This window comes from Paenisporosarcina macmurdoensis (assembly GCF_042658845.1).
Classification (GTDB): Bacteria; Bacillota; Bacilli; order Bacillales_A; family Planococcaceae; genus Paenisporosarcina; species Paenisporosarcina macmurdoensis.
In genome coordinates this window covers 125957-146491 of the sequence record NZ_JBHSRI010000025.1, presented here as the reverse complement: position 1 = coordinate 146491, position 20535 = coordinate 125957, and the positions used below count along the sequence as shown (strand labels likewise).

Annotated in this window: 20 protein-coding genes; 4 read left to right on the top strand and 16 right to left on the bottom strand. The window is 38.0% G+C overall.

Features of this window, described 5'->3' with window-relative positions; genetic code table 11:
* The first annotated feature begins 45 nt into the window (after positions 1–45).
* Positions 46–732, top strand: a complete 687-nt coding sequence (locus ACFPYN_RS14350; RefSeq protein ID WP_377735129.1) for a response regulator transcription factor — start codon at positions 46–48, stop codon at positions 730–732.
* Positions 716–2140, top strand: coding sequence for a sensor histidine kinase (locus ACFPYN_RS14345; RefSeq protein ID WP_377735128.1), 1425 nt, complete (start codon positions 716–718; stop codon positions 2138–2140). The genes ACFPYN_RS14350 and ACFPYN_RS14345 overlap by 17 nt, the downstream gene beginning before the upstream one ends.
* 163 nt (positions 2141–2303) lie before the next feature.
* On the opposite strand, the gene ACFPYN_RS14340 is transcribed toward ACFPYN_RS14345, so the two are convergent.
* The 9 genes from ACFPYN_RS14340 to ACFPYN_RS14300 all read right to left on the bottom strand — a co-directional run bounded on the left by ACFPYN_RS14340 (position 2304) and on the right by ACFPYN_RS14300 (position 10843).
* Complete coding sequence (locus tag ACFPYN_RS14340; protein ID WP_377735126.1) at positions 2304–2822, bottom strand: cupin domain-containing protein; 519 nt, start codon at positions 2820–2822, stop codon at positions 2304–2306.
* Positions 2823–3061: 239 nt separating this feature from the next.
* On the bottom strand, positions 3062–3331 hold the full coding sequence (locus tag ACFPYN_RS14335) for an RNA polymerase sigma factor (RefSeq protein ID WP_377735125.1): 270 nt from the start codon (positions 3329–3331) through the stop codon (positions 3062–3064).
* A 266-nt stretch (positions 3332–3597) separates the two neighbouring features.
* Positions 3598–4773, bottom strand: coding sequence for an MFS transporter (locus tag ACFPYN_RS14330; protein WP_377735124.1), 1176 nt, complete (start codon positions 4771–4773; stop codon positions 3598–3600).
* Positions 4774–5425: 652 nt separating this feature from the next.
* A complete protein-coding gene (locus ACFPYN_RS14325; RefSeq protein WP_377735122.1) occupies positions 5426–6148 on the bottom strand; it encodes an amino acid ABC transporter ATP-binding protein in 723 nt (240 codons plus the stop codon).
* 15 nt (positions 6149–6163) lie between these two features.
* Positions 6164–6826: an amino acid ABC transporter permease gene (locus ACFPYN_RS14320; protein ID WP_377735121.1), complete on the bottom strand. Its 663-nt coding sequence runs from the start codon at positions 6824–6826 to the stop codon at positions 6164–6166.
* A 24-nt stretch (positions 6827–6850) separates the two neighbouring features.
* Positions 6851–7675 carry a transporter substrate-binding domain-containing protein gene (locus ACFPYN_RS14315; protein ID WP_377735120.1) on the bottom strand — a complete coding sequence of 275 codons (825 nt, stop codon included), beginning with the start codon at positions 7673–7675 and terminating at the stop codon, positions 6851–6853.
* Between the two features lie 24 nt (positions 7676–7699).
* Positions 7700–8572, bottom strand: a complete 873-nt coding sequence (locus tag ACFPYN_RS14310) for a MurR/RpiR family transcriptional regulator (RefSeq protein ID WP_377735119.1) — start codon at positions 8570–8572, stop codon at positions 7700–7702.
* 637 nt (positions 8573–9209) lie between these two features.
* Complete coding sequence (locus ACFPYN_RS14305) at positions 9210–9776, bottom strand: 3D domain-containing protein (RefSeq protein WP_377735117.1); 567 nt, start codon at positions 9774–9776, stop codon at positions 9210–9212.
* A gap of 158 nt (positions 9777–9934) precedes the next feature.
* Positions 9935–10843 carry an NAD(P)/FAD-dependent oxidoreductase gene (locus tag ACFPYN_RS14300; RefSeq protein WP_377735116.1) on the bottom strand — a complete coding sequence of 303 codons (909 nt, stop codon included), beginning with the start codon at positions 10841–10843 and terminating at the stop codon, positions 9935–9937.
* 161 nt (positions 10844–11004) lie between these two features.
* Here ACFPYN_RS14300 and ACFPYN_RS14295 point away from each other — a divergent pair, with 161 nt between their 5' ends.
* Entirely contained in the window at positions 11005–11508 is a 504-nt protein-coding gene (locus tag ACFPYN_RS14295; protein WP_377735115.1) for a cupin domain-containing protein, read from the top strand.
* Positions 11509–11564: 56 nt separating this feature from the next.
* On the opposite strand, the gene ACFPYN_RS14290 is transcribed toward ACFPYN_RS14295, so the two are convergent.
* The 3 genes from ACFPYN_RS14290 to ACFPYN_RS14280 form a co-directional block, all read right to left on the bottom strand.
* Positions 11565–12194, bottom strand: coding sequence for a spore coat protein (locus tag ACFPYN_RS14290; protein WP_377735114.1), 630 nt, complete (start codon positions 12192–12194; stop codon positions 11565–11567).
* 118 nt (positions 12195–12312) lie between these two features.
* Positions 12313–13230 carry a ketopantoate reductase family protein gene (locus tag ACFPYN_RS14285; protein WP_377735113.1) on the bottom strand — a complete coding sequence of 306 codons (918 nt, stop codon included), beginning with the start codon at positions 13228–13230 and terminating at the stop codon, positions 12313–12315.
* A gap of 470 nt (positions 13231–13700) precedes the next feature.
* The gene (locus ACFPYN_RS14280; protein WP_377735111.1) at positions 13701–16784 is read right to left on the bottom strand and encodes an efflux RND transporter permease subunit; all 3084 of its coding nucleotides are present in this window, start codon (positions 16782–16784) and stop codon (positions 13701–13703) included.
* 100 nt (positions 16785–16884) lie between these two features.
* On the opposite strand from ACFPYN_RS14280, the gene ACFPYN_RS14275 reads away from it, so the two are divergent.
* A complete protein-coding gene (locus tag ACFPYN_RS14275; protein ID WP_377735109.1) occupies positions 16885–17718 on the top strand; it encodes a TetR/AcrR family transcriptional regulator in 834 nt (277 codons plus the stop codon).
* 84 nt (positions 17719–17802) lie between these two features.
* Here ACFPYN_RS14275 and ACFPYN_RS14270 read toward each other — a convergent pair whose 3' ends face one another.
* The 4 genes from ACFPYN_RS14270 to ACFPYN_RS14255 all read right to left on the bottom strand — a co-directional run bounded on the left by ACFPYN_RS14270 (position 17803) and on the right by ACFPYN_RS14255 (position 20532).
* Positions 17803–18117 (bottom strand): TFIIB-type zinc ribbon-containing protein, encoded by a 315-nt coding sequence (locus ACFPYN_RS14270; protein WP_377735107.1) that lies wholly within the window; start codon positions 18115–18117, stop codon positions 17803–17805.
* A 97-nt stretch (positions 18118–18214) separates the two neighbouring features.
* Positions 18215–19345, bottom strand: a complete 1131-nt coding sequence (locus ACFPYN_RS14265) for an MFS transporter (protein ID WP_377735860.1) — start codon at positions 19343–19345, stop codon at positions 18215–18217.
* 274 nt (positions 19346–19619) lie between these two features.
* Complete coding sequence (locus ACFPYN_RS14260; RefSeq protein ID WP_377735105.1) at positions 19620–20012, bottom strand: DUF1761 domain-containing protein; 393 nt, start codon at positions 20010–20012, stop codon at positions 19620–19622.
* Positions 20013–20052: 40 nt separating this feature from the next.
* On the bottom strand, positions 20053–20532 hold the full coding sequence (locus ACFPYN_RS14255) for a GNAT family N-acetyltransferase (protein ID WP_377735104.1): 480 nt from the start codon (positions 20530–20532) through the stop codon (positions 20053–20055).
* Positions 20533–20535 lie beyond the last annotated feature (3 nt).

Here is a 20535-nt window from a genome sequence, read left to right as displayed (position 1 = left end):
TCCTACTCTAGATAAACGTCGATGGTGGAAAATGAGGTGAACGATATGAAGAGAATTTTAATAGTAGAAGATGAAGTCCCCATTTCACGGGTTCTGCGTGCATATTTAGAGAAGCATGGATTTGTAGCTTATCAAGCATATACAATTCAACAAGCCTCATTGCTTTTTGATAGCGAGTTAATCGATTTAGTTTTGTTAGATGTACTTCTCCCTGATGGAACGGGTTGGGATTTTCTACAAAAGGTTCGAGCACATTCCCCTTGCCCCATTATCATGTTGACTGCTCTAGGAGAAGTTCCAGATCGCCTTCGAGGTCTTCAAAACGGTGCGGATGACTATATGTCAAAACCCTTTGTTGCGGAAGAAGTGGTTGCTCGAATTCATGCTGTGCTTCGAAGACCGACACGTTTACTAAATGAAATTGATGCTCGCCACTTTGGCAAATTACGCATTCACCAACAAGAACGTCAAATCTTTTTACATAATGAAGAAGTTCCGTTAACACCTAAAGACCGTGCGTTATTGTTGTTTTTAGCCAAACACCCAAATCAAATTTTTAGTCGCGAACAGTTACTTGAACATGTCTGGGGAATGGATTACTTCGGTAGTGATCGTGCGGTCGATTTAGCCATTAAACGTATTCGCCACGTCATAAAAAAGTGGCCAAAATCTGAAGGCGAGATTCGAACAATTCGAGGGATGGGGTATGAATTTCATGTTGAAACCAATTAAACGCCCTTCAATACAAATGTATTGGACCTCTCGCTATCTAGTTACGTTAATTATCGGCCTTTTTATTATTGGGTTTCTGGCTGTTTTATGGATTAGACAAACAACTCTTTCTCACAACTTAGATTTAACACGAATTGTAGTCAATGAAATGGCAGATCGAGCGGTTTCAGACACCGGGGACTTTAATGATGGTCCACGTTTTTCATCCATTTTAGAACGACGCGGTGAGGAGTTTCCAATTGAAACACGACCTTTAACTTATGTAGTGAATTCACAAGGCGTAGTTCTTTTCCAACAACAAGGTCCTGGTAGACGCAACGAACCTGGTACTGAATCCATACCTACTTCCCTTTTCAAAACGGAGGAAGTGAAATTCGAATTAAATAACGGAGAAGCCGCATACGCCGTTAGTGCTCCGATTGAAGTTAATTCTGAAAAGATTGGACATATCGTGATGATACAAAGAGAACAAGATTTACTAAATACAAATCAGGAGTACCAATTGCTCTTTATTATGCTTTCTGCTATTGGATTACTAGGCTATGGCGTGATTTTTTATTTGGCAAAGCAATTAGCAAAACCAATTCGAAGAGTAGCATTTGCTGCGCAACAAATTGAACAAGGGTCATATGCGATTTCGTTACCTACAGAAAAGGAGATTAAAGAAGAGGAAATTAGCGATTTAGTCGACGCGTTCAAAACCATGTCCTCCCGTCTCGAACATTTAGAAGAAATGCGGTCCGAGTTGTTAGCAGGTGTATCGCATGACTTGAAAACACCTGTCACTTCTATTAGTGGTTTGCTACAAGCTGTAAATGAAGAAGTTGTCACAGGGGCTGAGGCTAAAGAATTTATCGAGATTTCTTTGAAAGAAACAGAACGACTCCAGCAAATGATTGAATCTCTGCTTAGATTCAACTCGTTCGCTGCTGGTGGTATTCCGATTTATCCGACCAAAACAAACATGCATCCTTTTGTTTTGCGAGTACTCAACCAATGGCATGCGACATTACCAGACAGTAAATTGATACTGAATGTTGAGAACCTATCCAGCGAACTAGAAGTGAAAATTGATCCATTAAAAGTTGAACAAATTCTCATTAACTTGGCACAAAACGCCCTTCATTCCGTACAATCTGACGGCCAAATTAGGATCACTCTAAAGGAAAACTGTCAAAATATCGAGATTCATATGAAAGATAATGGATCGGGTATTCCTAAAGAAGAGCAACCTTTCATTTTTGAACGCTTTTATCGTGGAAACGATAAAAAATTAAGAATTCGTGGACTCGGATTAGGTCTCTCCTACTCTCGCATGATTGCTCGAGCACACGGTGGCGATTTACTATTAGTTGAAAGCTCGAAAGAAGGCACTACTTTCTGTTTAACCTTGCCTATAACAACCTAAAAAGCGAACCTATTCAGTAGGATCGCTTTTTTTTCTTCATCATGATATCCCTGTTAGTTGGGTAAAACCAAGTCTCATCAATGGATCTGATTAGTGGCTGCAATCCAGAAGTCAATTTGACGTTGTAAGTCTTTTGGGCTTTTATAAAAACGATAAGTAATTGTCATAAGTGAGTTTCTCTCTCTATTTTTTGATAAGCCATTTTTCTAATCATTTCTTTATACTGAGGATATAATTTCAGTAGCTCCTCTTGATTAAACAACTCGAAGTCTTCGAAATCAAATCCTGGCGAAACCATACATCCCACAAGAGAAAAAGACTCTTCATGATCAACTGACGACCCGAAAATAGCCCCCTTGGGAACTAATACTTGAGGTGTTTCCCCCTTTTCGAAATTCAATCCTAATCGATGTGCTTTATACTCCCCATCAGGATGGATCACATGAACCGTAAGTGAACTCCCATCATGAAAAAACCACAATTCATCTGATTGTAGTCGGTGTAAATGGGAAATTTCTTCACTCTTTAAACAAAAGAATATTGTTGTATAGAGGTTTCTAATTGTATTTCCCGAAGTATTCATTTTTTCATCAGAGTAGAAACTGCGTGTATAGTGCCCGCCTTCTGGATGTGGTTCCATGTTTAAATGGTCTATGTAGTAAGTGGCATTACAATTTCGCATATTAAAAACCCCTTTCCATCTAAACTTATCTTCCGCTATTGATGAGTAGGATTCAATGCTTTTCGACAAATTGTGCCACGTGAAACATTGTTAGTGAAAAGTTATGCATATCTTTGACCGTATTAACCGACACTACAAGAGGTGTTTGACGAGAGATAGTGGAGAAATTTTCATGAAGAACCTAGAGATACTACGGGGACGAAATTGTAAAATAGTCTTCTATATAAGTTGTTTACTCATTAAGAAGACTTTTGCAACGTAAGTAAGTTGAGTTTTGATTGACAGCATTCAATTAAAAGAGTCGATAATTTTTTTCCATTATTAAAATCACTCGGTTTTGCCCACACATCTTGGAAGACTTGTCGTAAGATTTCCTCACAGATAGCATTATCAGCAACAGTTCGGTAAGATATTTTCCACAAAAGCATGCAATAACGATCATATAAATCCACCAAAGACTGTTGTTCCTGGTTAGAAAGTCTGATAAGTAAACGCTCATCTGTAGTCATCTTGTCACACTCCTTTTTTTCAAAATACCCGAACTCTATTTATTGAAACATTTGAATGTGCTAATTTTAGTTATTATTCTAAAGATAATAAAAAAGCACTTTAGTGAAGACACCTAAAGCTGGAACGATGAAGAAATTTCCCCTAGGAATTGGCGTCTTTCTGAAGAATGATCCTAATGTTCGGTAACTCTACCTCCATGTTCAAAAGTTTAATTCAAAAAAAGCACTTGAGTAGAAACTCCTCAAGTGCTTTTGCCTGCTAATTATTATGCATAATCTAATGTTTTTTTCTGCATTATTGAAAAAAATCCAGTTCCTAACGTTATAAATGCTGACACATAAAATGCGATCGTAATACCATACGTTTCGGCTACCCATCCAAAAAGAAATGTTGCTATGCCAAAGGCTCCCATTACCAATACAGATTGAACGGAAAATACATGACCTAGTTGTTCGGTTTCCGTATGGGTTTGCAAAATAGTCAGTTGAGCAATCAATTGTAATTGACCAACTATCCCAAGGAAAAGTGAGATTACCAGGGCAATAGCTGCAACTTGAGGGTAAATAAACCACACCGTTAAAAAGCTCGTGACAAAACACCCAACTACTATCATTTGTTGTCCAGAAACCTTTAATAGTTTTGTGAACAAGTAACCACCTATAATGAATCCTCCTGAATAAAAGGCGTTAATGTATCCCCACCAAGCTTCGTTTTTACCGAGTACTTCATCGACATACACGTATAAAATAGCTGAGATCCATACCGCCCCTGCAAATGCTGTCAGCATATCTAAAATGAGTACGTTGCGAATGGATTTTTCTGAAAAGCTATACCTCCATCCTCCTGTGAGTTGTTCCTTCAGAGAGGGTATTTCTTTTCGTACATATACGATGGAGTTGATTCCATATGTCAGCAACCATCCTATTATATACAAAGCTATTGTTACTAGAAGGAGTAACCCTCCATTAAACTGAGTCACAAAAAAAGCTCCTATTGGCCAGCTAGCCAGGTTCACCGTATTATCAGACATGGCGACTAAACTATTGGCTTTTGGCAATGCAGCTTTACCGACAAATTCAGGAAGCATAGCTTGTCGGATGGGTGCTGCCCAACCATCTAAAAAGGCGATGATACTGACTAACAATAGAATCCACAAGATGGCTTCATCTTTAAGCAAAAAGACCGCACTTAAGACAACGATTTTACCGAACATCGAAAACAATAAAATTCGACGCAATGGAAAACGGTGCAACAGAAGCGGTGTTAAAAAACTCCCAATTAACCGTGAAAACGTAATCGTTAACGGAATAAGCGTTAGTGTCAATACAGACCCACTGGATAAATAAACAAGTTGAATAAGCCCTACAATGTACAGGACATCTCCCGCATTTGCCATCATTTGGCTGACCCAGAGAAAATAAAAAGAACGACGATCGTTCATGTGATACCACTCCTCCACTCTATTCAGTTAGATATGATAGAAACAGGAATGATTACACTCGTTTCGTCCTTTCTCCGGTCACGTTTTATTACAGTTAATTGTACTGTAATAAAAATCCATCTGCAATAAATGATTGGAAAGCCGTTTCAAAAACCTCTTAATCTGCATTTATTAATAGATATAGAACGGAGGTGAATAAATTATGTATCGTCATCATCGACCTTATTGCGGACGGCATGCTGTTCAACCAATAGCACAACCTGCTGTCCTGCCTATCGCACGTCAAGCTAATCAACCTATAGCACAGCCTGGTGTTGCACCAATTGTATGCCCGCCTTTGTGCCGTTATACCGACTCTTACGTCAAACGGGAAGTTCCTTATATTCAACCTTTAATCACTTGTAACAGACAACACATTGTCGACGTACCTAAAACTTATTATAAAGAAATCACTCACAATGTTATTGTTCCGCCGAACCGCATGCCTTATGGACGCAGATAAACTGTGGCTAGTTGAATAACTTAGTAACGCCTCCATTCACTTGATTATGAGACTTCCCCATTTTTTTGCCCCATCCAAAAATGAGTCTTCTCTCAAATGGCCACAAAAAACCCCGATGCCAGTATTTACTGACAATCGGGGTTTTCAAATTTAGTCGACTAACTGAATGAATTGCTTCGTTCGTTCGTGACTTGGATTACCAAAGAACATCGCTGGATCTGCTGACTCAATGATACGTCCTTCATCCAGCATAATGACTCGATCCGCTACTTCACGTGCAAATTTCATTTCATGTGTCACTACAACCATTGTCATGCCTTCTTGAGCGAGTTGTTGCATGACGCTTAGCACTTCTCCAACAAGTTCTGGATCAAGTGCAGATGTTGGTTCATCAAACAATAACACTTTTGGTTCCATCGCTAGTGAACGTGCAATGGCGACACGTTGTTTTTGTCCACCAGACAATTTGCTTGGATAGACATCCGCTTTGTCCGACAAACCTACTTTTTCAAGAAGTTGTTTTGCCAAGACAATAGCATCTGCCTTTTTCATATTCTTCACAATCATCGGTGCTTCTATGACATTTTCAATTACGGTCTTATGAGGGAATAAGTTAAAGTGTTGAAACACCATTCCTACTTCAGCACGAATTTTTGAAAGCTTATCTTTTTTCGGATTAACTACATGACCATCAATCTCGATTGAGCCTTGATTAATATGTTCTAAAAAGTTAAAACATCTGAGCAATGTACTTTTACCAGAACCACTGACACCAACCAGAACGACTACTTCAGAAGGAGCGACTTCTAAATCAATGCCTTTTAACACTTCTAAATCGCCAAACGACTTATGAATATTTTTTCCTTTTAACATGTAAGTCCCTCCTTCTTATTTGTCGACATCCAGTTTGTTTTCATACAGTTTTAATAAATACGTGAAAATCATTACGAGCACTAAATAATAAACCCCTACCACTAAATACGTTTCTAATGATTGGAAAGATTGTGCGGCTTCACGGTTAGCCATTGCGAACAACTCTGGCACACTAATAATATAGACCAGTGAAGAATCTTTCAGTGTAATAATAAATTGATTTCCTAAAGGTGGAATAGAGCGTTTTAGAGCTTGTGGGAAAACAATACGACGCATACTTTGCGCTCTTGTCATTCCTAGTGAACTACTTGCTTCACGTTGCCCTTTATCAATTCCTTGAATTGCTCCACGGAAAATCTCTGCGATGTATGCCCCGTTATGAATACCTAGTGCAATTGCCCCAGCCCAGAAGCCAGACAATACAATAAGAGAGGTAATCCCAAAATACAAAAACATGATTTGTACAATTAGAGGGGTCCCTCGAATAATGGTGATATAAAAGTTTGCAATTGTTTGTAATATTTTTGAGCGTGAAATTTTCATTAATGCAAAGATTAACCCCAGTACCGTTCCTAAAACGAGAGCAACAGCCGTAATTTTCAAGGTAATCAGTGTTGCTTCAAGGAAGCCTGGATACGTTCTCATAAAGACTTCAAATACAGTTTGTAATAGTTCCATAGTTTTCTCCTTCCAACGATGTGATTATTTTAGAATTTCGATTCCTTCTAAGTCCACATCAAGAAGATTGCGTTCGAACCATTTGTTTGAAATCTCTTCATATGTTCCATCCTCAACCAATTCTTGAATGGCTTTATTAATTCCTTCTAACATTTTCTCATCTTCTTTACGTACAGCAACTGCTGCTTGTTCAACCCACAACGGTTCGCCTACCTCTTTAATTTCTAAACCGGCTTTGATTGCTTCGAAACCAACTACATCCGCTGTGATTACAGCGTCTAAACGCCCTTTTACAGTTAAATCATTTAATGCGATAACATCACTATTATAATACTTGATGTCATCTGTATATTTTTTTGCTGCCGTTTCATACGTACTTTGCGCGACTACGCCAATTCGCTTACCTTCTAAATCTTCTGCAGAAGTAATTTTATCACTACCTTTTGGAACGAAAATCATCCCACCAGAGTAATAGTAAGGGTCTGAGAAGTTTACACGTTCAGCACGTTCTTCCGTAATAGCCATTGATCCGATAATCGCATCAAACTTATTACCAAGCAAAGATTGAGTAATCGTTTCCCATGGTGTTGTAACTGGGTTTGGTTCTAAGCCCATTTTTTCTGCGATAGCAGCGCCGATTTCAACGTCAAAACCAGTAAGTTCGCCACCTTCTTCGTAGTTAAATGGTTTGTATAACCCACTTGATGCGTATGTTAACTTCCCATCTTCCAATAAGTTATATTCAGAACCAGCACCTGAACTAGTTTTCTCTTTTTCTTCACTTCCGCAACCTGTAATTAACATAGCCGTTGCCGCAATTGCTGTTAAAAATGAGAACTTCTTTTTCATAAATAAATCTCCCCTTATACGTTTTTAGTTGTCTAATGGTCCGGTTGTATCATTTCGGATAAAAACACTCTTCCGTTCGTACATGGTTTCAATGCGTGTTAAATTCTCTTTGACCAACTCATGTTCTTTTACATAAATAAAACGCATGATCGATGTAAGTAATGCATGAACAGCAGTGTAAGAATCAATACTTAAGTTTGTAGAAACAGGAACGATTAAAACTTCATCTCCAAAAGGTGTTACTGGGGATTCTATTTTATCTGTAATTACAATGATGGTCGTACCTTGTTCTTTCGCCGTTTGCAAGGTTTCCATTACATTCTTCGTGTACCGCGGAAAAGCGAATGCAATGATGACATCATCCTCCGTAAGTTTGGATAATTGATGATAGTATTGCATGTCACCCTGCATCAATAATTCTGTTTTATCTAGTACACGGTTCATCCAATGTGTGAATGAATGGGCCAAGCCGAAATCGAAAAAGTTGCTGGTCACATATATTTTCTTAGCTGTACCAATCATATCTACAACTTGAAGTAGCTGCTCTTCTTGCAACGTTTCCTTTAGTTGTGAAATGCTCTTAATATCTGCATCAAGCAAATTTTTCACGATGGATTGTGACGTATAAACAGTTGTGTCTTCATCTTGCACTTGTTCAATCCGTTGTTCTGCAAGTGTTTTTTGCATCACATGTTGAAAATCTGCGTACCCTTTAAAGCCCAGTTTCTGCGCCCATCGGATAACAGTTGATTCACTTACATTTACTTTTTTACCGACCTCTAAAGCTGAAGAAAAAGCGAGCACGATTTGATTTTCTTTAAATAAATCGGCAATTCTCTTTTGCCCTGCTGAAAAATCCTTATAGGAATTTTCAATTTTATGCAGTAAATCCTTCATAAAATTCCCTCCGAAACGAATAATTGAACTTTTTGACTCTATCATTATAACATTTTGCAGGTTTTCCTGCAAACTTCGTAATAATATTGTAATAATTGATAGAATTGTTTCAGGACGAGCTTTAACTAATCCATTCGTCTCGTTGCAAAAGACATATATTACACTTCATATTCCCTATTACTAAAGTTATCCTCGTAAAAAGGGACTTCTCCTATAGCGAAGCCTCTCAAATTGAGGATTTCATCAACACGCACAAATATGGAGGGATTCCTACGTCGATGGCGTTTTTTCCTACGTGACGGACGTTTTTTCCTACGTCATCACACTTTTTTCCTACGTGAACCTCGATTTTTACAACTGAGCCATCGCTCAGCTAATATATGTAGAAATAAATGCCAAATGGGGCTGCTCGCTTTGCTCCACAGCCTTTTCTGTGGTTGTGAGGGGGCACTTTGGATGGAAGAAATGACGTTTTCAGACGTCGATGGCGATTTTTCAGACGTGAAGTCTGGTTTTTCAGACGTCATCTTCTTTTTTTCAGACGTCAACCCCAAAAAGTCAGACTGAGCAACCCCTGAGTCTGACTCAACAAAAAAAGCCCACTTACCATGTTTGGCAAGCGGGCTTTCGTTATTAGTTATCGTAAGATTTTAATTTTCACTGTTTTGCGTCCCCATCTTAAAGCACTAGATTGGTTTGGCATAAAGACATCAATTTTATTTCCTTTTATTGCACTACCCGTATCACCAGCGATAGCATATCCGTAACCTTCTACATACACTTTTGTGCCAAGTTTAATTACGCGTGGATCAACAGCAATTACTTTTAAGCTTGGATTTTTTCTTAAATTGATTCCTGTCTTCGTAATTCCTGAACAACCACGGCAATAAGCAGTGTACGCTGTGGTAGATACCATAAATTCTTTGACTACGTTGCCATTAGATCGGGATACTTTTTTTGTTGATTTTTTAGCAGATGATTTAACACCTTTTACTTTTAGTTTTTGATTTGGTTTAATTAAGTCTGATTTTAAATTATTTAATGATTTGATAGTAGAGACAGACACATTGTATTGTCTAGAAATTTTATATAGAGAGTCACCTTTTTTAACTGTGTAGACAGAAGAAGAGGCTGCTTCCGAATCATTGGCAAATGCGACGAGGAACATTAGTAAAAAACTTAATACGAAACTGAATTTTTTCAAGTTAGATCTCCTTTATTTCTCGTTTGTAGAAATAAAAATAACATTTAAACATTACAGTTCCGTGACAAAACATAAGGTTTTTCTTTACAGTTTAAGGTTTTTTGTATTACACGCTAGAAATAAATTCCATTTACATTAAGAAAAGACCACTAAGAATATTATTTTTCACTACCCAAGACACCTTCATGTGTTAGTTCTACATTAACTGCCATTGCAGTTTCTACTCCACTTGCGGCTGCAATAATCAATTGAGAAGGATAGACGTTGGATGCTTCTCCCGCAACAAAAAGTCCAGTTATTTTAGTATTTCCTACTTCATCCGAGTGATGGCCTCCCGTTTCATTTAATTTAACCCCGAGCAAAGTTCCGAGATCAGTCGCTTGTTCAAGTTCAGGTGTGATGAATCCTCCTACCCTCTCAATCACCAGACCATTTTCTAGCTCAACTTTTTGTAGAATTCCATCCTGCCCAGTAAGCAGACGTATCGGACTCGTCTCGACTCTTAAATTCGATTTTTTTATTTGTTCCTCTTGGTTCTTTGTTAGTTCTTCTCCGTTTGTAAAAATCACTAAATCCTGAGACCAATTACGCAGTATTTCTGCTGTATGAAACGTATAATCAACCACACCGAATAAGGCTAGTGGTTGATCTCGAAGTTCCCATCCATCGCAATAAGGACAGTTAAAGATACTTCTGCCATAAAAGTTGCGTAAGTTCGGGATATTCGGGAATCTCTCTTTTACTCCCGTAGCAAGAATGATTTTTCGTGTCGCCCATTCTTGACCCAGTTCTGTTTTGATAGTGAATCCTTCTGCTTTTCTTATTATTTCAACGACTTTGTCTTGTAGAGTGGTAATCGATGGGTAGCGGTTGAATTCTTGGTTGGCCAACTGTCGAAATTCTGATGGACTTACACCATCTCGCGTCACGAATCCGTGCGATGCAAAGGTCACTTTATTCCGTGGGTCATTGTTATCAACCAAAACAACATCTCTTCTGGCCCTTCCTAATACCAAGGTTGCATTCAACCCAGCAGGTCCTCCTCCTATAATCGTACAATCTTTCATTTCAAAATCCCTCCTATTTCCTAACTAGCTAGTTACTTGGTTATGTATGCTATTTTCAATATAAATACTCTTTCCTTCTTTAGACTCATTCAAACAACGAGATTACTTTTTTGCTAGAACGGGTAGTTTTACAGGTAACCCCTTAGAGGAGGAAAAGTGTTATGAGTATTTACAAACTATTTATATTCGAAGACAATGGCACCATTCCAAATAATCCAGATTTACCGGTTATTCTGTATCCTGGTGTCTTCAAAAAACATCCTCAAGAAATTGAAACTACTTTCAAATTGAATAATTGGCGCAATAGTTGGGTGAATGGTGTATTAGATTATCATCATTACCATAGCAACACGCATGAAGTACTAGGAGTTCGTGCAGGCTCTGCAAAATTACTACTTGGTGGCGAGACAGGACAAACGATTGAAATGAAGACTGGCGATGTTGTCATTTTACCGGCTGGTACTGGTCATAAAAAATTAACAAGTAGTGCGGATTTTGAAATTATAGGAGCTTATCCTGATGGCAAAGACTACAATGTAAACACAGGGAAACCGAATGAACGGCCTCAAGTCTTACTAGACATTCAACAGGTAGAAACACCATCGACGGATCCGGTATATGGAAATCGTGGTCAAGTAGTAGAGCGATGGCTTAGATGTAATTAGCAAATAACCCACTTAACACATAGATGTGTTAAGTGGGTTATTTTATTTGCTTACTGTTAATTTTTCATCGTATTTGGTTGGATGTTAGAAGGTGCATAAGAATTCACAATTGCCATTGTATCTTGTTGTGCAAGCTGTGGCACTTGATAATAATGATGTTTGTTTTGATAAATAGAAACTTCATACGCCATTTCAATACAGTTTGGAACTGAATCCGCAAGCACACGTCGCACAACTGGATTAGTCGTTTCGAGTGCAGACATAGCTTTTAGAGATGCCCCTGACTTGTGAACACCAAGCATATAGCCTGAAATGATTTCATCTGTTAATTCAGCAGCTGACTGGATGGGTTTTTTCGGCTGTGAAGGTTTTAGTCCAAAAACAAAATCATTATCTTGTTTCATCATATATTTTTGTGTTGATTTTGAAGGATCTAGACCTGTACTAAAACATTCTACCGTAATGTTATATTCTTCCTGCATGAAGTGAAACTGGCGATCCATCATTGTTAGTAATTCTTGGTCTTTAACATGTGGTCGCAATAAAATGTACTGGTTTAATCCAGCTACAGATGCAGATAATACTTCATGAACGTCAAATAATTCATGACCTCCATGGTTCAATTGTGGTGGTACGGGACCTGTATGCATATTTTCGTGCATTTGACCTTGTGGATTTTGAGTCATATTTAATTTTTCCTCCTCTTCAGAATTGTGCATCTGAATTAGTGTGCTTCGAAAAGGGAAAATTATTCATACGTATTATTAAACAGAGCATTTAATTAAAAATATTACTACTCCAACTTTATTGACGAAGCTTTTCGTAAAGAACTAATTTAGTATAGATGGTATCTAATATTGGTACTGAAAGGTTATTTTCTTTCGCTTTTTCAAGCAAATACCCTTGTAAATGTTCAGCTTCAATAGGCATTGATTTCTCCATATCTCGTTGCATGGAAGATTTCATACTTTCATTCATTTCATTTATTCGTTTATATTGGATAGTTGCAATATCGTCCTTTATTGGTGCATTCATTTTCTTCATTATGTCTGTTATTTCGTTTAAAAAATCTAAAATCACTCGTTGTCCTGATTCCAAATTTCGAATAGGACCGATCGGTGACCCCATCAATGAAGTAAGCCCTGACATTGCTGTAATGAATAAATACTTGTGCCACATATCTTGATTAATGTCATTACTTAAAACAAAATCAGCTTTTGTATCTTCAAAAATAGCTTTCAAAACTTCTATGCGAGGTGTTCTTTTCCCTGTTCTTTCACCGTAAACCAGCTGATGAATAGGGCTTGTTTGCACAATTACCCCATTTTCGTTCAGTGTTGACTCTATAAAGCAGAGACCGCCAATAACCCGATCTTCACCGAAAGCCTCAATCAGCAAATCCATATGTGAAATCCCATTTAATAGAGGTAAAATGATTCCTTCTTCTTTTAAATGAAGACGAATATCATCTATTGCGGCAGTTAATTGATATGATTTCGTTGAAACCATTACCACATCGAACTTCTCCTCTGATTCACCCGCTATGAGTAATCGTGGAGATATTTCAAAGTCTCCATTTGCACTGTTGATCTTCAATCCCGTTTTTTCTAATTGTTTTTTTCTATTCTCTCTAACAAGGAATGTCACGTCTTCTCCTTTTTCTGCTAGTCTTCCTCCGAAATAACCACCGATTGCACCGGCACCTACCACTAATATTTTCATAGATTTAGCCTCTTCTCTTTTTTCGTACTGTATACCTAACTAATTGAGTTAATTTCATAGTTCATCAAACCAGATAAAAACACGAACATTCTAAAAACAAAGATTCTGTCGATTTCCGTTACAGCGCACCATGTTTCGAAGCTAGCGTAGCGATGCAGAAACAGAAACAGAAACAGGCAGAAGCTTTCTGTGGGGCCACACCTGAACACCCTTTTCCCGAAGGAAAGATATTGATAGCACTTCAATCAAATAAATTCAAAAGAATACCCTTCAAATATACGAGTATTAAACAAAAGGTATTTGTGTAATTCAAGCAATTATCTACCTTTTTAATACTACACTATTCAGAAAATTATTCTAATTTACTATACTTTTTGTTTCTAAAGATACGTTCGAGTTACATATAAATTTTCAGACCCTTACACAAAAAAGCCCTACAAGGTGACGTATCACCTCGTAGGGCTACTAGATTAGTTCTCTTCTACTTCACTACGATTTTTCTTGAATATCTTCGATAGTACTTCATAAACGATTGGCACAGCAATTAACGTTAATAATGTTGAACTTGCTAAACCGCCTATTACTGTAATACCAAGACCTTTCGATATTAAACCACCACCACCTGAACCAACTGCTAATGGAATTAATGCACCGATTGTTGCTAATGCAGTCATTAGTATTGGACGTAGGCGTGTAGCTCCTGCTTCTAAAATCGCTTCACGCATCGTCATACCTGCTCGTTCCATATGAATAATACGGTCAACAAGTACAATGGCGTTCGTCACAACGATACCAATTAACATCAGTAGCCCCATCATGACAGATACAGAAATGGTTTCACCAGCAATCCACAGACCGACAAATGAACCGATTACCGCAAACGGTAATGAGAACAGAATCGCGAATGGTGCAACACCTTCACGGAATGTTACAACAAGGATGATGTACACGATAGCAATTGCCGCCAGCATGGCTAAACCAAGTTGTGTGAATGTTTCAGTCATATCAGCTGCAGCACCTGCAACAGCGACTGTAACTCCTTTAGGTAAATCTAATTTATCAATTGCTTCATCCACTTCAGATGTCGCTTTTGTAATATCATCGCCAAGGATTGTTCCTGAAACGGTTGCATAGTATTCACCTTTACTCCGTGCAAGGGTGTTCATCGTTGTGCCTGTTTCAACTGTTACAATTTCTGAAAGTGGCACTGTTGTACCAAGTGCTGTCGGTACTTCAGTTGCCAGGATTTCATCAATTGATTTAGGTTGAGCAGCTTTTTCCTGCTTAACGATGACATCTAATGAACTCCCGTCTTTTTCAACAGTTGTCAATACTTCCTGTGTGTTTGTTGGGCTTAACATCATGACGATCTGACCCGTCGTTAATCCATACTGCAATAATTCATCTTGTTCTACTTTGAACGTATGTTCAACATATGCATCCTCTGCACTAGAAGAAACTTCTTCCAATCCATCATTTTCTTTCAGGACATCTTCTACCATAACAACAGCTTCATTCAGTTTATCTAAATCTGCACTGTTAAATGTGTAGCTAACTTCATTTGTTGCCATCGACATAGACGTAAAGTTCTGGCTCTTCCATTCGCCCGTTTGTCCTATGTTGAAGACATATTCTTCAATTTCTTCGCGAGCTTTAGGGAAGTCATCCATTTCAGGATCGAAGATCAGGTACATTAATGCACCTCCTCCACCGCCACCCATCATCGCGGACATTTGATCGCCGCCTTCGCTTAGGGATAATTGAACGATATCAATATCTTCACGATTCAGCATTTTTTCTTCAATAGCTGTAATGTTTTCTAAAGTATCATCCATTAGCTCGCCGGCTTCAGGAGTGTAAGTCAAGTACATCACTTTTTCTTCTTCACTGCCCAGGAAACTAAAACCAATCAACGGCGTCAACGCTAAGCTTCCTGCTAATAGAGCAATAGAAATGATTGATGTAATAATTTTGTGGTTAAGCGTCCATCCAAGGATTCCTTTATACCAGTTTGATAATTTCCCAGTCTCTTTATGACTACTAGCAGTCTTTTCACTATATAACTTCTTCTTGAACAAGAAGTGGGATAATGCGGGAACGATCGTAATCGCTACAATCAATGAAGCGACAAGCGCAAACGTCATGGTTAATGCGAATGGCAAGAACAGCTCGCCGACCATTCCGCCTACGAAGATAAGTGGTGCGAAAACCGCCACCGTTACCAATGTTGAAGAAAGGATTGGTTTGAACATTTCAATTGTCGCTTCACGAACAAGTGCACGACCTGTCAATTTCTCATCTTTTAGATGTAATCGACGATATATATTTTCAACGACGACAATCGAGTCATCAATAACACGACCTATGGCGACCGTTATTGCTCCAAGCGTCATGATATTGAGCGTAATATCCATCCAGTTCAACACCATTAATGCCATGAAGATCGAAACTGGAATTGAGACGATCGAAATGATGGTTGATTTAAAATCACGCAAGAATAAAAGGATGATCAATACAGCTATCAATCCACCGAACAACGCCTTTTCAATCATTGTTGTAACCGATTTTTCAATCGGCGCACCTTGGTCAAGTGATACATCAATAACGAGACCATCGATACTTGCCTCTTCTTCTTCAATTAACTCTTTCACAGCGTTCACGACATCAACTGTATTAGCTTGTTGCCCTTTAACAATTTGAATTGCAATGGCTTCTTTACCATTTGTACGTGAAATCGATTGAACTTTCCCAACTTCTTCAATCTTAGCGATCTCGCTCAGTTTCACAAATGGTGAGGTATTTTTTTCCGAAGGAGTCAATGGAATTAGCATTTCCTTCAATTCATCGGCTGTCATGAACTTGCCGTCTACCGCTACGGCTTCTTCACCTGCTTCAAACTCATAAAGACCCAAAGAAACTGCAAGGTTACTAGCCTGAATCACTTGTTTAACAGAGTCTTCCGTTAAGCCAAGTTCATTCATTTTAGCTTCATCGTAAGAAAGTTGTACTTCATTAATATGCTGACCCGTAATTGTTGCAGAAGCTACTCCGTCAATCTTTTCGATTTTTGGAAGTATAATTTCTTCTACTGTTGACGTTAATTCAACAATATCTTCATTCGTACTGGCAATACTCAACGCAGCAACTGGCATCATGTTCATGCTGATTGCCGTAACTGTCGGCTCTTGTGCCCCTTCAGGTAAAGTTACTGCTTCTAGTGCAGATTTCAAAGCACGATTCGCTTCGTCCATATCTACACCATACTCATATTCCACTTGAAGATTTGCCATATTTGAATACGAATTTGAAAAGACGGATTTCACGCCTTCAAGATTTTCCACGACTTTTTCCAAAGGCATAGAAACTTCTTCCATTACCTTCTCTGGAGTTGCGCCAGGATATACGTCCATTACCATTAAGTAAGGAATCGAAATATCTGGTATTGTTTCCATGTTCATTCGTGTACCCGAATAAATACCTGTTACGGTGATGATAATGGTCAGTAACCATACTGCCAGTTTATTTTGAAGTACAAAATTAACTAAACCTTTCACGCTTACACCTACCCCTAATTGACTTTTCTATCTACTTTATTTATAATAATGACCAACTGGTCAATTGTCAACAATAGGAACTAGGAGCGATAAAAATAAAATGAATAAAAAACAACTAATTATGGAGAAATCATTGGAACTATTTGCAAAACAAGGTTTTGAAGCGACTTCCATTCAACAGATAACAGAATATTGCGGCATTTCAAAAGGGGCTTTTTACTTATCTTTTAAGTCTAAGGATGAATTGATAATAGCGTTGATCGACCACTTCATGATGCAATTTACCGCCGATGCTGACTACATAGTCAAAAACACAAAAGTTGACGAAAAACTGTTCTATGAATTTTATTTCTCAACGTTCAATTCCTTCCAAAAACACTCTAATTTCACCAAAGTGTTGATGAAAGAGCAAAGCCATTCATTGAATAAGGAGCTCATCGTTAAGATGCAAACCTATGACAAGTTGTTCGAGAAGTCGATTTTGTCGATGATTGAACGCGTATATGGCGAGGATGTCAAATTGATAAAATATGATCTTGTCTATTGCATTAAAGGCTTTATCAGTATCTATTCACAGTTATTTTTATTTCAGAAGTTACCGGTGGATTTAAATTTGCTATCCAGATCGCTAGTGGAAAAAACAAACTTACTTGCAAAACATACAACTATCCCATTCATTTCTCAGGATCTGATTCATTTGGGCACGCAACCAATGGATGAAGCCGTGACGAAAGAACAAATTCTCGACATCATGGAGCTGAAGATTGAGGAAATCGAAGAGTCTATCGAAAAAGAATCTTTAGTTCTGTTACAACAACACCTACTTGAACCCACTTTAAGTCTAGCTATTGTGAAAGGATTAGTAGAAAACATTCGAAATCATCCTCATTGCAAATGGATTTCTTATTTACTGCGTAGTTATTATGAATTTTAATAACTAAAACCTTTGGAATTCCACTTAAAAATCTATGTTATCGACATAAGAAAAAGACTTGTCACGAGACAAGTCTTTTTCGTTTTATCCTAATAAATCACCGAGTATATCCGTCATCGATTTTTTGCGTTTGTGTTTTGGAGGATATCCGTCTTTTGAATACTTAGAATCGTATCCTTTATCATAATCATTTCTTTTGTCACGATCATCGCTATATTGGCGATTTTCATTTCCGTATGACTGGCTATATGATTTTTGATCTTCTTTTAAACCTTGTGTAATCTTTTCCAGCTCTCCACGATCAAGCCAAACACCTTTACAATCTGGACAAACATCAATCATCACATTTTCTTTTTCGACTTCTCTCATTCGAACATTATCACATACTGGACAATTCAACTAAATCACTCCTTCTGTTTCAATGTACTTAGTTTCTTCTTTCATCATAACATGATGTTTAAAGAGTTGGCCTGACTCAACCATCGTGAAAAGCTTCTCAGATATTTCTTAGTATGTGTTTCCAATTCAATATCAACAGGATGCTACTAATAAACACGATGGTTGCCCCTACTGTGAAAATTAACATCGCGGAAGTACCAAGGAGTCCCGCTATAAACGACCCCGAAATTACACCTAATGAAAAACATGCGTAATAAATCCCAAAAGCTTTCCCTCGATTTTGAGCGTTTGTAACTTTCATTATGGTTGCGCTCGTAGAAGGAAACAATAATGCAAAGCCAATCCCATAAAAAGCCATAGCTATAAATAAAGCACTTGAAGAAGTTGCAAGGCCCAAGCCCAAAACAGATAAAGCAATGGTGAATAATCCACTAAACATCAACTTCCGATTATTGACCCGATCAAAAATCCGATTAGATGGCAGGATGAAGAAGAGAATAGCCACAACACCAAAAACACTTAAGAATATACCTGTCATTTCTTGCGCTAAATTTAGTTCTTCCACTTTCAAAGGCATAGCATAAGTAAGTAGCCCTTGCATAAGAAGCAATAGAAATATAGCCACATAAGCGAATTGAATATCAGGATTTTTGATAAATGTAAATCCCGCCTCTTCTTGTGTGTTTGATTTCTTCATTACCCGTGGCTTGGATTTAATCAAAACGAGAGAAATAAATCCAATTCCTATCAAGGCAACAGAAATGATATAGAATAGCCATTCAATACCAAATCTACTGCTAATGATGGCTCCCATGGCAGGACCAATAATCGCAGCTATTCCGATGGCGGCTCCAGAATGAGACATCTTTTTACCATTAGATTCTGAATCATCGTTTCGTCCTATCGCAGCAAAAGCGGCAGGTACGATAAACCCAGCAGCAAATCCATGGAAAAACCGTACAGTTAAAAGTTGAGCTGGACTACTAACATATGTATATAAGAAAACAAGAACACCAGCTAGAATCAAACTACTAGCCAATATACGCTTTGATCCAAACTTATCTACCCAAATTCCTGACAACACATTTCCTAACATATTGGAAAATGAATAGACAGCGATGACAGAGCCAACTATTATCGGAGTAGCACCCAAACTAGTAGCAAAAGGCGCAATTACGGGTAGCTGTGAAAACATATCGATAAATGCCACTACCAGTAAAATATACATAAATATCAAAGAGATTCCTTCTTTCTTAACAGAACAATTTCAGATAGTAGAATTTAAAAAATAGCTAAAAAATACGCGGATGGGCGGAAAGTACATTTGAATGGGCGAATACCAAGCATAGTTGAGCGGAAACACCCGTCAAATGGGCTGAAATCAAGTACAAATGGTCAGAAACCACATTCAATTGGTCGAAAAACTCAAATAGACGACTGCCCACATACAAATCATCGGAAAAAGCATCCTCTCACTAGCGAGAAGATGCTCAGGTCCTTACTTACAACATCAATCCGTGCAAGGCACCAAGTAACGTAAAGATAACTAGATGATCACCGACTGCAATCATGAATGATTGATTCGTCATCAAGCCAAACAATCTATTCTTTAAGTACACAAGAGTAATAACAAGACCTACCATAAAGCCTACGAGCATACCTGCTCCAATTCCTTCTGACCCTGTACCTTGTACAAATACCGCTATAATAAATGAACTAATAAATGCCACGATCACAGAAAAAACATACTTTATTGGTCCTTCCACTTCATTGTGCTTCTTCTCAGGATGTTTATCTCCCCCAAGTCTTATCGAGTAGTAAATGCCCCCATACACCATATACAACAAGCCACCAACGATAATGGCGATGATATTCAATTCATTCCAATTAAACATATGAATCTCCCATTTCCTGTTAGTTCGATTGGCGCTAACATTACACCTGTTTAAAACCTAATTTTTCATATAAATGTAAGGCATTCGAATTTTCTGCAGTTACATTGAGAATAATTTCATCATACCCCATGAGATATAGAGTATCCATGCACTTTCTAATTAACGCACTCGCCATTCCTTGATGCAGAAACTTTTTCCTTGTATAAATTTCCGTTATTAATGGTTTTTCGTCCCATAGATTGATGCAAATTACCGCAGCTGCTTCGTCGTTCATTTCAATCCAGTAAGAAGCTTCTGCAATAAACGGGCCATAACCATCATTTATTATTTTTTCTACCTCAAGAATGGCTTCTTCTACAGTTTCTTCTTGTTGATCGACTGTGCCTTCATAAGCTTCAAACATAGCTGCGGCTATTTTAGTGATGTCTTTTTGTGTAATGGCATTAAATTGATAGGTAGTTGAAATGAATTGTTTTTCAAGTTTACATGTCATTTTAATCCCATTATTCCCCACTGTCATCAC